This window comes from Arthrobacter sp. Cr_A7 (assembly GCF_029222765.1).
GTDB lineage: Bacteria > Actinomycetota > Actinomycetes > Actinomycetales > Micrococcaceae > Arthrobacter.
Window position 1 is genome coordinate 1 of sequence record NZ_JARHXQ010000122.1, and the last position, 15,128, is coordinate 15,128.

15 protein-coding genes and 1 pseudogene are annotated in these 15,128 nt (G+C 64.3%); 7 read left to right on the forward strand and 9 right to left on the reverse strand.

Annotation, left to right across the window (positions count from 1 at the left end):
• Nucleotides 1–4: 4 nt before the first annotated feature.
• The 3 genes from P2Q66_RS07450 to P2Q66_RS07460 all read right to left on the reverse strand — a co-directional run bounded on the left by P2Q66_RS07450 (nt 5) and on the right by P2Q66_RS07460 (nt 4,374).
• On the reverse strand, nt 5–1,297 hold the full coding sequence (locus P2Q66_RS07450) for a sugar ABC transporter substrate-binding protein (protein WP_275726861.1): 1,293 nt from the start codon (nt 1,295–1,297) through the stop codon (nt 5–7).
• A gap of 112 nt (nt 1,298–1,409) precedes the next feature.
• A complete protein-coding gene (locus P2Q66_RS07455) occupies nt 1,410–2,432 on the reverse strand; it encodes a LacI family DNA-binding transcriptional regulator (RefSeq protein WP_275726862.1) in 1,023 nt (340 codons plus the stop codon).
• 76 nt (nt 2,433–2,508) lie between these two features.
• The gene (locus P2Q66_RS07460; protein WP_275726864.1) at nt 2,509–4,374 is read right to left on the reverse strand and encodes a substrate-binding domain-containing protein; all 1,866 of its coding nucleotides are present in this window, start codon (nt 4,372–4,374) and stop codon (nt 2,509–2,511) included.
• Nucleotides 4,375–4,660: 286 nt separating this feature from the next.
• Here P2Q66_RS07460 and P2Q66_RS07465 point away from each other — a divergent pair, with 286 nt between their 5' ends.
• Nucleotides 4,661–4,933 (forward strand): hypothetical protein, encoded by a 273-nt coding sequence (locus tag P2Q66_RS07465; protein ID WP_079596269.1) that lies wholly within the window; start codon nt 4,661–4,663, stop codon nt 4,931–4,933.
• A gap of 20 nt (nt 4,934–4,953) precedes the next feature.
• Here P2Q66_RS07465 and P2Q66_RS07470 read toward each other — a convergent pair whose 3' ends face one another.
• The 6 genes and pseudogenes from P2Q66_RS07470 to P2Q66_RS07495 form a co-directional block, all read right to left on the reverse strand.
• Nucleotides 4,954–5,823 carry an HNH endonuclease gene (locus tag P2Q66_RS07470; RefSeq protein ID WP_275726865.1) on the reverse strand — a complete coding sequence of 290 codons (870 nt, stop codon included), beginning with the start codon at nt 5,821–5,823 and terminating at the stop codon, nt 4,954–4,956.
• A 21-nt stretch (nt 5,824–5,844) separates the two neighbouring features.
• The gene (locus tag P2Q66_RS07475) at nt 5,845–6,039 is read right to left on the reverse strand and encodes a hypothetical protein (protein ID WP_275726867.1); all 195 of its coding nucleotides are present in this window, start codon (nt 6,037–6,039) and stop codon (nt 5,845–5,847) included.
• Nucleotides 6,036–6,554: a hypothetical protein gene (locus tag P2Q66_RS07480; protein WP_275726869.1), complete on the reverse strand. Its 519-nt coding sequence runs from the start codon at nt 6,552–6,554 to the stop codon at nt 6,036–6,038. Before P2Q66_RS07480 ends, P2Q66_RS07475 begins: the two co-directional genes overlap by 4 nt.
• 32 nt (nt 6,555–6,586) lie before the next feature.
• Nucleotides 6,587–7,090, reverse strand: a complete 504-nt coding sequence (locus tag P2Q66_RS07485) for a DUF2087 domain-containing protein (protein ID WP_275726872.1) — start codon at nt 7,088–7,090, stop codon at nt 6,587–6,589.
• A gap of 100 nt (nt 7,091–7,190) precedes the next feature.
• A pseudogene (locus P2Q66_RS07490) lies at nt 7,191–7,947 on the reverse strand (glucose 1-dehydrogenase).
• A gap of 20 nt (nt 7,948–7,967) precedes the next feature.
• Nucleotides 7,968–9,170 carry a globin domain-containing protein gene (locus P2Q66_RS07495; protein ID WP_275726888.1) on the reverse strand — a complete coding sequence of 401 codons (1,203 nt, stop codon included), beginning with the start codon at nt 9,168–9,170 and terminating at the stop codon, nt 7,968–7,970.
• Nucleotides 9,171–9,336: 166 nt separating this feature from the next.
• On the opposite strand from P2Q66_RS07495, the gene P2Q66_RS07500 reads away from it, so the two are divergent.
• The 6 genes from P2Q66_RS07500 to P2Q66_RS07525 all read left to right on the forward strand — a co-directional run bounded on the left by P2Q66_RS07500 (nt 9,337) and on the right by P2Q66_RS07525 (nt 15,121).
• Entirely contained in the window at nt 9,337–10,314 is a 978-nt protein-coding gene (locus P2Q66_RS07500) for a dienelactone hydrolase family protein (RefSeq protein WP_275726874.1), read from the forward strand.
• 84 nt (nt 10,315–10,398) lie between these two features.
• A complete protein-coding gene (locus tag P2Q66_RS07505) occupies nt 10,399–10,830 on the forward strand; it encodes a hypothetical protein (protein WP_275726877.1) in 432 nt (143 codons plus the stop codon).
• 94 nt (nt 10,831–10,924) lie between these two features.
• On the forward strand, nt 10,925–11,107 hold the full coding sequence (locus tag P2Q66_RS07510; protein WP_275726880.1) for a hypothetical protein: 183 nt from the start codon (nt 10,925–10,927) through the stop codon (nt 11,105–11,107).
• Nucleotides 11,108–11,172: 65 nt separating this feature from the next.
• On the forward strand, nt 11,173–12,195 hold the full coding sequence (locus tag P2Q66_RS07515; protein WP_275726883.1) for a ribonuclease Z: 1,023 nt from the start codon (nt 11,173–11,175) through the stop codon (nt 12,193–12,195).
• The gene (locus P2Q66_RS07520; protein ID WP_275726885.1) at nt 12,192–13,649 is read left to right on the forward strand and encodes an APC family permease; all 1,458 of its coding nucleotides are present in this window, start codon (nt 12,192–12,194) and stop codon (nt 13,647–13,649) included. The genes P2Q66_RS07515 and P2Q66_RS07520 overlap by 4 nt, the downstream gene beginning before the upstream one ends.
• Entirely contained in the window at nt 13,646–15,121 is a 1,476-nt protein-coding gene (locus P2Q66_RS07525; protein WP_275726886.1) for a protein adenylyltransferase SelO, read from the forward strand. Before P2Q66_RS07520 ends, P2Q66_RS07525 begins: the two co-directional genes overlap by 4 nt.
• Nucleotides 15,122–15,128: the final 7 nt, after the last annotated feature.

A 15,128-nucleotide genomic window follows, 5' to 3' on the forward strand; every position in this document is an offset into this window, starting at 1 on the left:
CCGGCTAGTTCTTGTAGCCGCCGTTGGACTTGATGTTGGCGTCGATCGCCTTCACGGCGTTATCAAGGGTGGACTTCGCGTCCGCCCCGTTCAGGATGTCCTGCACGGCCTTCCCGTATTCGGTGGCGATGAAGGGGTAGGCGGGCGTCTCGGGCCGCATGACCGCGTATTCGCGGGAGAAGTCCATGAAGATCCGGTTGGCGCCGCCCTGGGCGAAGGCCGGAATCTGGGCCGCCGCCTCTTCGCTGGCAGGAATCGCGCCGGTGGCCTTGGCCACTGCGGCAATGTTTTCCGGCTTCAGGGAGTAGGAGAGGTAGTCCATGGCTGCCTCGCCGTTGCTGCAGCCGCTGGTGACGCCCCACTGCCAGGAGGCGCCGCCGATCTTCGGGCCCTCGCCGAGGTCCACCGGCGGCATGACGACGAGGTCGTCGCCAAGGGCCGCCCTGGCCTTGTCTCCGGCCCACGAGCCCGTGTACACGATCGCTGACTTGTTGTTCAGGAAGTCCTGGGTGGAGTCCTTGCCGCTCTTCTTGGCCATGAAGCCCTGGTCCGCGAGGCCGCGGAACCACTCGGCCCACTCCACCGCCTTGTCGCCGTTCAGTGCGCCCTCTGCACTTTGGAAGCCGTCCCTGTTCACCAGGTCGCCGCCGAACGACTGCAGGAGGGGGGAGTAGCCGTACGGAAGCCATTCGCCAGTGCCGGCGGTGCCCAGGTCCAGCGGGTGCTCCCACGTGCCCAGAGCCTTGAGCTTGGTGAGGGCATCCTGGAACTCTTCCTTGGTCCACGGCTTCTCCATGGTGGCAGGGCGTACGCCGGCGGCCTTCAGGTCCGAGGCGCGGGCCATCATGGCCAGGGCGACATCGTAGTAGCCAACGGCGTAGGGCTTTCCATCCCATTCAGCCACGGTGCTGGGGAGATGCTTGGAAAGGTCCGCATCCAGTTCGAGGGGCTTCAGGTACCCGGCCCAGGCCCAGTTAGGCACGTTGGGGCCGTCAATGTCCACGATGCAGGGCAGGTTGCCGGCCGCTGCTGCGGAGACCACGGAGTCGTTGTAGGAGTCCTGGGGGAAGGCCTGGATCTTGATCTTCACGTTGTCCTGGCTGCCGTTGTAGGAGTCAACGATCTTCTGGACGGCGGCCAGTTCCTCCGGGTTGCCGGCGTTGTGGGTCCAGAGCGCGATCTCACCGGAACCTTCGGTGGAGGACGATGCACTGCCCTTGCCGCAGCCGGCGAGGGTGGCTGTGAGGGCGGCTGCGGCTATGCTGGTCGCCAGGATCTTGGTGAACTTCTTGTTCATGGGTCGGTCTTTCTGCTTGGACAGCGGGGGATTGATGTAGGTCCTGCAGGGAACGCGGCCGCTGCAACGGCTGCGTTCCCGTTTTTAACGGGGGTTTTCTTGCGCCTGGGTGTCAGTTCCGGGGCGGAGCGACGGACTCCCGCTCAATGACGGGGCAGGAAATCTTTGCCTGCCCCCGCGGCGCCCCGGGGTCCTCAAGCTCCTCCAGGAGTTTCAGGACAGCCCACCGGCCCATCTCATAGTGGGGGAGGGCCATGGTGGACAGGCCCGGCCAGAGGCCGTCGGCGATGAGCTCAAGGTTGTCAACGCCCACAATTGAAACGTCAGCCGGAACCTTCAGGCCAAGGTGGCCTGCCGCCTGGTAGGCGCCCATGGCCATCTGGTCATTGAAGCAGAACAGCGCGGTAGGTGGTTCCGGCCGGGACAACAGCTGAAGCGCCGCTTCCCGGCCTCCCGCAGTGCTTGGATGTCCGGCCACCAGGCAGTCCGCGGGTAGTTCCAGTCCATGGCGGACAAGCGCTGCGCGGAACCCTGCGAGCCGCCCGTGGGCGGCCGGAATATCGTCCTCGTTGTTGACCATGGCAATCCGGCGATGACCGGCCGTAACCAGAAGTTCGGCCGCGGACTCGCCGGCCCCGAACTCGTCCGGCACCACAGAGGACAGTGCGGGGTTGTCCGGGGTGGCGTCGAGGACAACAGTGGGGGCTGCACCCAGTTCGCCCGGGACGGACACCTGCTGGTTGAACATGCGGGCGTAGACGATGCCGTCCACCTGGTGCTGCTGCAGGGCCCGGATTTCCTGGCGCTCCAGCTCATTGTCCAAGCCGGAGTTGACCACCATCAGCAAGTACCCGTGCTCCGAGGCGGCGTCCTGGGCGCCCTGGATCATGGCGCCGGCAAAGGGCGTGGTGGTGATCTCGTCACTGACAAGGCCGAGGATCTGTGAACGTTGGTTGCGCAGTCCGCTTGCCAGGCGGTTCGGTGCGTAGCCGAGGTCACCGGCTACGGCTTTGATGTGTTCCACAGTCCGGGCGTTCACCCGGGAGCTGTGCGCTTCGCTCAGGGCATGCGACACGGTGGTTACGGAGACGCCGGCAGCTTTCGCCACGTCCCGGATGTTGACCTTTGTCGCCATTGACTTCGTTCCTTTGCAAAACGTTTTGGATGTTGCTTGCATCACTATATGCAAAACGTTTTGCAACCGTCAAGGCCTAGAAGCTGGTCACCAGTTCGCCGAGTACCTCCTCGAGCCTGTTCGGGTCGGTGGCGTCGTAGTAGTGCGCCCCGCTCGCCCTGGCGATCTCAAGCAAAGTGGGGACGTCGGCGTCGGGCCCGTATGCGAGTGTAAAAACGAGCACCGGTGTCGCGTGGTTCTGATGGCTGAGCTGTTCGGTGAGCCCGGGCAGGTCTCCGGGGTGGGTGGAATCATTCTTGCCGTCGCTTAAAAGCACAATGGTGTTGATGAAGCTGTCTTTGTAGTCCTTGGCCTGATCGCCAGCGAAGCGGCCAACCGCTTCAAAAAGCGGCGTAGCGTCCACGGCCTGGAGCCCGTTGAGCTTGGCGATGATGTCTTCTTTATTGGTCTTCAGCGGCGCTACCGGGCTGACGATGCCCGGCTGCAGGGGGCCGTCATCCACATGGGAGAACGCGGCCAGCCCAATCTCGTCCTCACCCACGAAATGGTCCAGTGCCTTGACAACGGCATCCTTGGCCCGCTGCAACTTGGTCACTCCGGTCTCCTGCACCATGGACTCAGAAACATCCAGCAGGAACAAGGCCCTGGCCCGCTTGCGGACCTCGTGGAAGCTGTCCTGCATGGCAACAAGCGACTCCGCCTTGGGGAGTGGCAGCGGTTGGAGCGTCTCGGCGTACCGGCCGGTTGCCGCCACGGTGGCGTCCAGCTTTCCCTGGATGCTGCGGTAGCCGGACGCCTTGACGACGTCCTGGCCCTGCTCCGTCACGGCGAACGCGAGGAAGTCCTGCGCGGCCAGACGCTGCTGGCTCTGTACCCATTCGCCGTCAAGGATTACTGCCGGGTTGTCAGCCACGTGCACGCCGTCATTGGGGTAGATGGCCCGGAGGGGCTCCTTGGGCACGGGGCCGGACTGCTTTTTTGTACCGTCCTCGCTGACCACTCCCCGGTTATAGTCCCAGACCGCCTTTTCATCCACGATCACCGCGGAGAGGAACTCCGCGACATTCCCGGCGTCGTCAGCTTCCCTGGCGTGCCACAGGAAGTGTTCGGGAGTGGCCATGTAGTGGCTGGTGCCCAATTCCACGGCACGCACCTTCTCCACCAGGGACGGTGCATCCAGGTCCATGTCGTCCAAGCCCCCAAGGCTGCCTCCGGCGGCTCCGTAGGAAGCAGCAAGGGCCATCAAGCCCGACGTTGAGACGAGCGGACTGGCCTTGCCGAACTTGAATTTCCCCCAGTCGCCATGGCCGAGGCGCTCCCAGACGTCCTGCTCTTCGGACATTTTGAAGACGTCAGACCACGACGGCGGTGTGCTGTCCCAGCCGAGGGCGCGCACCATCGTCTCCGGCATGGCGACAATGATCGCACTCCGGGCGATGCTGGTTCCTTCCTGGCCGGCAGTGCTTCCGGTGGCATTTTCCCCTGCGATCCGTAACCACGCCGAGGAATCCGGCAGCCAGATGGAGGGCCTGTCGGCGGCCGGAACGCCTGGGAACTGCGCCCCCACCTTGCCGGCAGCGACTCCCGATTTTTCCTGGGTGACTGCCGGCGTCACACATTTACCGTCCACGTTGCGGGGTTTAGCGGTGTATGCGGCCGCCAGGGCGCGGACCATCTCGGCGTTCTCGAGCGAAGTGAGGATGTTCAAGGAGATGCAGGGCGAGGCGCCGGCGACGGCGGCAGGATTGTCCTGCGTCAAGGGCTCGGCCGCTGAAGGTGTATTGCCATTCCCCCCGGACGTGCCGCCTTCCCCTGGATCGGGAAAGAGCATGGTGCGCAGCACGAATGCGCCGCCAACGATGAGAAGGGCCACTGTGGCCGCCGCTGCGATCCAGATCCATCGCGGATAGATCGGGTCAGTTGCTGCGCGTCGACGGCCCATGCTCGTTTCCTTTGAAATCCGCCGGGTCACCCCGGTGTGAATGCAAATTATGAAACTGGCCCGCGGCAGTCACACCGCGGGTGCGCCTAGCCCCCCGCCCGGATGCCCCCGCAACTGGATACGCATTCTGAGGATAACCCCGCCGGGCGCAAAGATTCAGGTTGTTGATGGAATTTTGTGGGTTCCAGATCCTGGCGTACATGCTCTGGATCACGAAGGGTGCCAGGTCTAGATTGGTAATTGGCTTATGCAGAGGGCCCACCCGCCGCCGATCCAGGAGGGGACCATGAGCCCCACACCAAAACAACCCATCACCGATGACAGCATCCAGGTCCGACAGGTTAACCACTACCAGTTCAGCTGGGTGGCCGGGGACGCCGGAAAGCCGGGCACCTGGACCCTCCAGCTGGTCCTTGACCAAGGGGCGTGGGAGGAGGTCCTTACCCTTGACGCAGAGGACGCCGAGGTCCTCCAAGGCCTCCTGAAACGCTCAGCGACCGTGTACTACGACGTCCGCCGACGCACACTGATGTTCGGGACAACGCCGGCAGGGCAGTAACTGCCTGCCCGCACCGTCAGTCAGTCCAGGCCCGCATTAAGGATCCGCAGGGCGTTCTCCTGCGCCTCCAGTGTTTGCTCAGCCACCATCTCGCCGCGAAGGTGGCCTGCGCTGGCAATGATGTTTCGAAGTTCCGTGACACTGCGTGCTGTGCCGGCGTCCCGGTGCGCCATGTCGTGGCAGTTGGCGCACAGGGGCACAAGGTCCGCGACGGGGTCCAGTTGGTATCCGTTGCCCAGCAGGGATGCCGGCACAGTGTGGTGGACGTGGATGAATCCTTCTCCGAGTTCACCGTAACGCGCCTCGAAGGAGAAACTACAGGCAGCGCATGACGTGCCATGGAACGCCAGGCATATTCGCCGCGCGTCCGGGTCGCGTTCATAGCGGTTCACTTCAATACTGCTGACCGCCTCCACCGGGTAGGTTCCTGGAACCAGTTCGTTGACGGTGGCGGCGGCAGGTCCCAGCTCCCGCCACAGCCGGCGAAGCCCAGGCTCCGCCGACAACGGGACCGTCGTCGGTTGGCGGATCGCGTTGCCCCACCGGACGCCGGGCACTGCTGTGGCCAACACGTCCGGCCTTATCTGCTCGCCAAGGGGCAGCAAGGCGTCGAAGACGACACCGACATACTGCCCGTCTGCCTGCGCATCCTGGCGATGCCCCGCTTGGCAGATCCCGGTGAGCACAGCGCCGTGGCCGATCAGGCCGCTGCCCGCGTCACTGCTGCCGTGGAGGAAAAGCCAAACTTCCGTTCCGGGCCCAATGTTCCGGCGTCGATTAACACCCCAGCGGACAAAAAACCGGCCGGCTTCCCTGACCTGCTCGACGGCGTCCCGGTAGTTCCAAGGGTTCCGCCCGTCCGTATTCCATCCCAGAATTACTGCTGCCACTGCTTTAGCCAGGCAGCCGGACTAGATGGATTCCTTGGCCAGTGCCTTGGTTTTGGCGGGCGTTTCACGTCCGAGACGCTCATCGAGCGTCACCCGTAGCCTGGCCGCTGCAACCTGGACACGGTGCTCGGCAGGAGTGGCCTTCTTCTTCGCCGGTTTGGCGGTGGTACTCCGGGGAGTATGGACAAACCGGTGTTCAGATGACGCAGCGCTCATTGTCCAACCTCCTCAGTCTTGTGCTTACCAGTCATTTCATTGTCGCCCATCTCTCCATCGGAGTCCACGGACTGGACATCCTGGGCGGAGTCGTAGTCCTCCCCGTTCTCATCGCCGGAGACGTTTTTCCAGGCGATATCGAACAACTCGAGTTCCTCCTCGCGCGCCAGTTCGCTCCGCGCCAGAACTTCCAGCGTTGCGAGCCCCAGGGCCTTGGTCCCTTCATCGTCGTCCAATGCGCGGTCCAGCGCCCACTGGGTCCGCCGCCACCATTCGGCGCGGCTGTCAGCTTCGGTCTTCTGCCTCAGCGCCTGCACGTCCGCTTCCCGCTTTTGATCCAGTGCCGTCTTGTCTGCAGCCGTACGCTGCTTGAGCGTCCGCCAGTTGATGTAAAAAGCCAGAAGGGCCGCAATGAGAACGGCCAGGGGTCCCAGGCCGGCAAGTATTACCCACCAGTCGGCCGGCCCTGAATGGACTACGACGTCGAGCGGGCTGGGGGAGGGGGCGGGAGTCACCCGACCAGCATAAGTGGCGGGATGAAAGCACCCTAAGCGTGTTCTTCTTCCGGCAACGAGTACGAGGAGCCTGACGGCGTACGTGACAGCAGCCCGAAGTCCACCAGGTAGCGGCGCAGCAGCACTACGTCGTCGGTATAGCTGAGGAGCCGTTCATTGACCTGTCTCTCCGTCAGGGTTTCACCCGGCTTGATGGCCTGACTGACTATCCAGGCCAGGAGCTCCCGCCGCTCTGCCTTATTAGCGGGATACCTCTCAATCCTGCCCAGGCGCATGAACCGGTCCAAACCTGTCTGCGCCTGCCGTCGCGGTTGCTGCCCCAGAAGGTCACGGAATATCGATCCGGATGCCTCCAAATGACCGGAAGCATTCCGTTCCACAAGACCGGAATCAAGCAGGGCAGCGACGGCCCGCTTTCGCCGTTGATCGTTGGCATCACCAGGGACCTCGGCGCCGAGCACTATGTGCGCGTACGCGGCTCGTGCGTCATCGTTGGCGAGAGCTGCCATCACACGCCGCCAGTGCGGTCCGCTCATCCGCCTGCTTCCAGCCACTCCGTTGTCCTTACTCCACATCCGTCCCGACCGTATTGCGAGTGAACGAAAAGAGGCGGCCCGGATGGACGGCGCCTCTCCGTCAGACGGCTGTGTATCCTCCATCAACGAGGTAGTAGCCACCGGTCATGAACGATGCGTCCTCGGACAGGAGGAAGGCAACGAGGTGGGCGACTTCCTCGGACCTGCCAAGCCGGCCCAGCGCGTGCTTTCCTTCGAGCACCTGCAGGGCTTCGGCGCTGAGGCTGCTCTCAACGAGCGGCGTCCTGATGTAGCCCGGGCCAACCGAGTTGATGCGCAGGCCCTGGGGTCCATATTCGGCGGCGGCGTTCTTGGTAATCCCCACCACCCCGTGTTTTGCGGCGGTGTAAGCGCCGTTCCCCAGGGCTGCGACACTCCCGTGAATGGAGGCCATATTCACGATGGCGCACTTGTCCGCGCCGGCAGCGAGCATCTGCGGTATCTGGTAACGCATGCCGTACAGCACCCCGTTGAGGTTGATATCGATGACCTTGTCCCACTCGTCCAGGTCGGTTTCGCCAGCGGGCGCCTGCTTGCCGCCGATGCCCGCATTGTTGACGGCTAAATGGAGGGCCCCGTAGGTGTCAACGGCGTGGCGGACAACCTTCTCGGCGTCCTCCTTGTTCGCCGTGTCCTGGCGGACGGCCGAGGCGGTCCCGCCGTCGCCAACGATTTCCTGGACAACGCGCTCCGCCGCCTCCAGATTGATGTCGGTTACCACCACTGGCACCCTTGGCGGCGAGTTCCTTACAGATTGCCTCGCCGATGCCGGAGCCGCCTCCGGTGACCAGCGCAACTTTGCCCGTGAACTGTGCCATGGCTTTCCTCTCTCTATGGGCTACTGGAAGTCGGCGAGCCAGAGATCCGGCCCGAAGACTTCGTACTGGATGTCTTTTGCCGGAATTCCCGTAGCGATCAGGTCGCTCCGGACGGCTTGGAGGAACGGCAGCGGGCCGCAGAGGTAGTACTCGGCGTCGATCGGAAACTCCACGGCGTTGATATCCATGAACCCCTGGAATGAGGTGCCGCCTGAATCTTTATCCGGATTCAGGAACCAGGTGTACAGGGATCCGTCAGCCAGCAGACCGAGGTCCTCGGTGACCTGCCGGCGGAGCGGAAACGAGGCCGGAGCGTCATCTGCGTGCAGGAACATCACCTGGCGCAACGAGCCGGCCTTCACGAGGTGGGACAGCATTCCGGCCATTGGAGTGATGCCGATCCCTGCGCTCGCCAGAACCACCGGCCTGTCCGTGTACCCCAGCACCACGTCGCCGAAAGGCGCTGACAGCACCACTTCGTCGCCCACCTTGACGTCGTTGTGCAGCAGGTTGGACATCTCGCCGTCGGGAGTGCCCAGCCCGTGCACCCTTTTGACCGCGAAATGCCGGTGTTTCCCGTCGTCCGCGCGGGTGAGGCTGTATTGGCGCGGCTGATGCACGCCGTCGTTCATAAGCATTTTGATGGTCACGTACTGTCCGGGCAGGGACGGCTTGACCTCGCGTTCGTCGGTCCTTTCCACCACGAAGGTGACCACATCCTCGGTCTCCTGGATGCGCTCGGCCACCCGCCACGTCCGCCAGATGGTGCCCGGTGAAAGGTGCACCGCGTTGTAGAGGCCACGTTCCTTGTTGATCAGCATGTTCGCCATCAGCCAGTAGACCTCGTCCCAGGCTTCGGCAACCGGCGGGGTAACGGCGTCGCCCAGCACATCGACGATTGCCCACATCAGGTGGTCATGGACGGTCTGGTACTGGTCCGGGCTCAGGCCGAGCGAGACGTGTTTATGGGCAACGCGTGACAGCAGGTGGTCAGGCAGCTGGTCCGGTTTCTCCACTAAATACCTGGCGAACGCAGCGATTGATCCGGCCAGCGCCTGCTGCTGGCGGCCGTCCGCCTGGTTGCCCCGGTTGAAGAGACCGTCCAGCAGGTCCGGCCGCGCTTCGAACATGTGCTTGTAGAAGCGTTTGGCGATCTCCCCGATATGCTCTCCGACCACGGGCAGGGTCGCCTCGATGACGGGACGTGACGTGTCAGAGAGCATCATCGGTCCTTCCGGAATGTCCTGGCAGCGGCCAGCCTTCAGGGGTGCAAATCTAACAGCATTGGCACCCCGGGAGAAGAGGCAACCGACCGGTCCAGGCAGCCGAAAACCCCTTGTCCTCGGCCTGGAGTTAGGCAACGATGGTGATCTACTCCAGGAGGCGGCCATGGTCCAGCTGGGCAAATTCGAAAAGTACCTGATCGAGGAATTCTTCGACGACTACCGGGCCGGCGACATGACCCACCGGACCTTCACCCGCCGGGTGGCATTCATCACCGGGAGTATGACCGCCGCTTCCGCCGCCATGCTTCTCGTGGGCTGCACGCCCGAGGAGGTCCCGCGCAGTACGGACCCCATGCCCACGCCCAGTCCGTCATCCTCGACGGCGGGCAACGGCACGTCGACGTCGGGCGCCGTTCCCGGAGCCACGAGCCCGCTGTCCGTTCCGGAGGGCACGCAGGGGATAACGACGTCGACCGTCACCTTCCCCTCCGGCGGCACGGACATCAGTGGTTACCTTGCCCGGCAGGAGGCCGCAGCGGCTGGTCCTGCCGTAATGATCTGCCACGAAAACCGCGGACTGACGCCGCACATCCAGGACGTGGCCCGGCGTTTTGCCAAGGCTGGCTACAGCGCCCTGGCGCTTGACCTGCTCAGCAGGGAAGGAGGAACGGCGGGCATGGACCCCGACGCCGTGCCGGGTGCGCTGACCAGGGCCGGTGCACCGCGCCACGTGGGCGACTTCGCCGCGGCCTTCGACTACCTGGCGGCACAGGACTTCGTTGACCCTGCCCGCATCGGCATGAACGGCTACTGCTTCGGCGGCGGCATTACCTGGCAGGCGGCCACAGAACTGAGCGGCCTTAAAGCCACTGCCGCGTTTTACGGACCGGCCCCGGACCTCAACAGGGTTCCCGGCATCAAGGCGGCCGTCTTCGGCGTCTACGCGGAGCGGGACCAGCGCATCACCGGAGCCATGCCGGCACTCCGCGACGCTTTGGCCGCAACGTCGGTAACCCATCAGCTCACCGTCTATCCGGGCGTCGACCATGCCTTTCACAACGACACCGGCGAGCGCTACAACGAAGCGCAAGCAACGGCCGCGTGGAACGACACGATGGCCTGGTGCGGGCAGCACCTTTAGTCCGCGGACGGCTGGTTTCCACCCCTGCCGTTCATCAGTATGCTTACTATTGTTGGGTAAGCCGATCACGAGGAAGGCATCATCATGACTGAACAGAACCTCCCTGACGACGAACTGGAAGTTGTCGAGGAAAACGACGTGCTTCTCGACGAGACTCCCGGCGCCGCCGCATCCTTCGAACTCGACCCCGTCTCCGGCGAACCGGACAACTACCCGGGTGCCGCCGAAAACAATCCGGACCGCTGGCAGGAGGATCCCCTGCTCCAGGATGAGGCCGTATCCGGCGAAGAAGAGGACTTTCTCAGCGATCAGACACTGCGGGACGAGACGGCCGAAGCCCGGTATGAGGCCGGCGACGAGCAGGTGCCCCCTGGTACGCCGACCCTCGGCGAAGCCGTTGCAGACGTTGACTTTGGCGAAAACCCGGGCGGTGCGGAAGCCGAGGGCAGCGACGACACGGAAAACTTCGGCGGTTCCCCGCTCAGCGAATTCGATCCGGACGATTTGGAACGCTAAGCCAACAGCATCTGGCCTTCGGCCCAAAGTGGGCTAAAATACTAAGCAGACTGATGAATATCGGTTGGCAAGATCAAGACTGAAGGAGTTTCACATGAACTTGGGAAGCATGATCAAGAACGCCGCTGGACGATTCGCAGGCAGGGCCGAGACCGGCGGAACAGTGCGCCGGCGCGGCATCGGCGCACCAGGACGCACCCCGCACACAACCGGTGCGGTGGGCGGCAGGCAAAGTGGCATCGCCGGCAAGATTATGGGAATGCTCAGGCGGCACTGACCCCCAGATGACACACCACAAGGCAGGTTCCTCCGGAGCCTGCTTTTTGGTTTCCCCCTTCAACCATGCGTGAACTCATTGTCCTTGGAACTGCATCGCAGGTCCCTACCCGCACCAGGAACCATAACGGGTACCTGCTGCGCTGGGACCGCGAAGGCCTGCTCTTCGACCCCGGCGAGGGCACCCAGCGCCAGATGATCCATGCCGGTGTATCGGCAACCCAAATCACCAGGATCTGCCTCACCCACGTCCACGGCGACCACTGTTTCGGCCTGCCCGGCGTGCTGTCCCGCATGGCTTTGGACGGGGTCACGCATCCCGTACACCTCCACTATCCCGCGTCCGGGGAGGATGTGGTCCGGGCCCTCGTTTCCATCAGTTCGCCCGGGATCGACCTGAGGCTCCAGCCCCACGGCGCGTCCGGGGCTATTGCTGAAGGGCTGTACGTCCGGCCATTGAAGCACCGCATCGAAACCTACGGCTACCGGCTCACGGAACCTGACGGCCGCACCCTGTTGCCCCACCTGCTCGCGGCAGCGGGCATTGAAGGCCCTGACGTGGGGCGCCTGCAGCGCGAAGGCTCCCTCGCCGGCGTCGGACTGGAAGACGTCAGCGTGCCCCGGCCCGGGCAGCGCTTCGCGTTCGTCATGGACACCGCGCCCTGCACGGGCGCCGAAGAGCTGGCCGACGGCGTGGACCTCCTGGTCGCCGAGTCCACCTTCAGCGACGACGACGCCGGGCTGGCGCACCAGTACCGCCACCTCACCGCCGGGCAGGCAGGGGAGTTGGCGGCAGGCGCCGCTGCCGGCACCCTGGTGCTCACGCATTTCTCGTCCAGGTACGGCGACGACCTCGCCATGCTTGCCGGGCAGGGCGCCGCGCGGGCGGACAGCACCCGTGTCATTGCCGCCCATGACCTGCAGCGGATCGCCTTCCCCCGGCGTGACCGCTGGCCGGAGGGCGGGGTCACGGACGGACCGGCCGCGGGGAGCGGGAACATTGCCAAAGCGCGCAAGGAGGATCACAGTGAAATACGTGGCAGCAGTCCGGAAGCTGGCCACCCGACCCGGCGTGGAGGCCGACAATGAGCGCAACTTCCGAAGAAGTGTTTGACGTTACTCCCGAAGACAAGGAACCCGCCCTCAAACGGGTACTCGGCCCCAAACTCCTCCTGCTGTTCATCGTGGGGGACATCCTCGGCGCCGGCGTCTATGCCGTGACCGGAACCATGGCAGGGACAGTGGGCGGCATCGTCTGGCTGCCCTTCCTGCTGGCGTTCGTGGTGGCCACGCTGACAGCCTTTTCCTACCTTGAGCTGGTCACCCAGTATCCGCAGGCCGCGGGGGCCGCGCTCTATACGCACAAAGCATTCGGGATCCACTTCGTCACCTTCCTCGTCGCCTTCGCCGTGGTCTGCTCCGGCATTACCAGCGCATCGACATCGGCGAACGTCCTGGCCCAAAACTTTTTCGGCGGGCTGGAGATCAACGGGGTGATGGGTGATCCGGGGCAGGGCGTGATCACTGCGGTAGCCCTCGCCTTTATGCTCCTGCTGGCGGCCATCAATCTGCGCGGCGTGGGGGAGAGCGTTAAATTCAACGTGGTGCTGACCCTGGTGGAGATGATCGCGCTCTGCATCGTGATCGGCGTCGGCTTCTACGTTATGGCCCAGGGGACAGGCAATCCGGGCGAAATCTTCGTGTTCAACGACTACCAGGACAAGGGACTGTTCCTGGCCGTCACCGCCGCCACCTCCATCGCCTTCTTTGCCATGGTGGGCTTCGAAGACTCGGTGAACATGGTGGAAGAAACCCGGAACCCCGAAAAGATCTTCCCCCGGACCATGCTGACCGGGCTCGGTATTGCCGTGCTCCTCTACATGCTGGTGGCGGTCTCCGTGGTCAGCGTCCTGACCCCCACGGAGCTTGAAGGCATCCGGGAAGCTGAGGGAGCCGCGCTCCTGGAAGTGGTCCACAAAGGGTCACCCGACTTTCCGATCGACCGGGTCTTCCCGTTCCTGGCCGTCTTCGCCGTCGCCAACACAGCCCTGATCAACATGCTGATGGCCAGCCGCCTCATCTACGGCATGGCCCGGCAACACGTCCTGCCGCGGGCCTTGGGGAAGGTGCTGCCCGTTCGCCGCACCCCCTGGGCCGGCATCGCCTTCTCCACCATCCTCGCGCTGGGCCTGATCCTCTATGTGACCAGCGATCCCGAGAGCAACATTGTGGCCAACCTGTCCGGCACCACGGCGTTCCTGCTGCTGTGCGTCTTTACCGTGGTGAACGTGGCCTGCCTGGTGCTGCGGCGGAAGCGGGACCCCGACCGGAAGGTGTTCTTCACCTCGCCCGGCCAACTGCCCCTCGTGGCGGCACTGCTCTGCGCGTTCCTTGCCGGCCCGTGGGTGGGCCGCAACGTGATCCAGTACCAGATTGCCGGCGGACTGATGGTGATCGGGGTTGTCCTGTGGCTGGTTACCTGGCTGGTCAACCGGCGGACAAACGACAGGGATTCCAACGACAGGGATAGGGTTAACCCATGACTGCCTCTGCAGAATCAACAGTTACTTTCGACGGCCGCTTCGCCCGGGAACTGGCGGAATTGGCGGTTCCCTGGCAGGCGGAGGAAGCCCCCGACCCGCAGCTCCTGGTCTTCAATGAAGCGCTCGCACATGAGCTGGGACTCGACCCGGACTACCTGCGCATGCCCGAGGGCGTCCGGCTCCTGCTCGGCAACCACCTGCCGGAAGGGGCAACCCCCGTGGCCCAGGCCTACGCCGGACACCAGTTCGGTGGCTACTCGCCGTTGCTCGGCGACGGCCGGGCCCTGCTCCTCGGCGAGATCGTGGACGCGAACGGCCGCCTGCGGGACATCCATCTCAAAGGCTCGGGCCGCACACCCTTTGCGCGGGCAGGCGATGGCCGTGCCGTCGTCGGTCCCATGCTGCGCGAGTACCTGGTGAGCGAGGCGATGCATGCGCTGGGCATCCCCACCACCCGCTCGCTCGCCGTGGTGGGCACCGGACGGCAGGTGCGCCGGGATGACATGCTGCCCGGCGCGGTCCTGGCCCGTGTGGCCAGCAGCCACCTGCGCGTGGGAAGTTTCCAGTACGCGCGGGCAACGGACAACATCGAGCTCCTGCGCCGGCTGGCGGACCACGCCATCGCCAGGCACTACCCGGCCGCTGCCGAAGCAGAAAACCCGTACCTGGCCCTCTTTAAGGGCGTAGTGTCCGCCCAGGCCTCGCTGGTGGCGCAGTGGATGCTGGTGGGGTTTGTCCATGGTGTGATGAATACGGACAACATGACCATCTCCGGTGAAACCATCGACTACGGACCCTGCGCCTTTATGGACGCCTTTAATCCCGCCGCGGTCTACAGCTCCATCGACGTCGGCGGACGCTATGCGTACGCCAACCAGCCCGTCGTGGCCGAATGGAACCTCGCCCGCCTCGCCGAAGCGATGCTGCCGCTTTTCAATGAGGACCAGGAACAGGCCGTTGCCCCCGCCGTGGAAGCCCTGGGCGAATTCCGGAAGCAGTACAGCGATGCCTGGTTCAGCGGCATGAAAACCAAGCTGGGCCTCCCGGAAGCCCCGGCCGGAAGCCCTGGGGACGCCGCAGCATCGGAGCTGGTGGACGGGGTTGTTGCGCTGCTCAAGGACGGCCCCGTCGATTACACCCAGTTCTTCCGGAACCTCGGCCAGGCAGCGCGCGGGAACGTCCGGCCGGCCCGCGGCATGGTCCTGGACCTCGCCGCGTTCGATGCCTGGGCCGGGCAGTGGCTGGCACTGGATCCCGACGCTGACCTGATGGATTCGGTGAACCCGGTGTACATCCCGCGCAACCACCTCGTGGAGGAAGCGCTCGCGGCCGCCACCGAGGGGGACCTTGATCCGCTGCACCGGCTGCTGCAGGCCGTCAATGCTCCCTACGATGAACGCCCGGGCCTTGAACGCTACACGGAAGGCCCGCCGGAAGACTTCGGCACCTACATGACCTTCTGCGGTACGTAACCCGGAA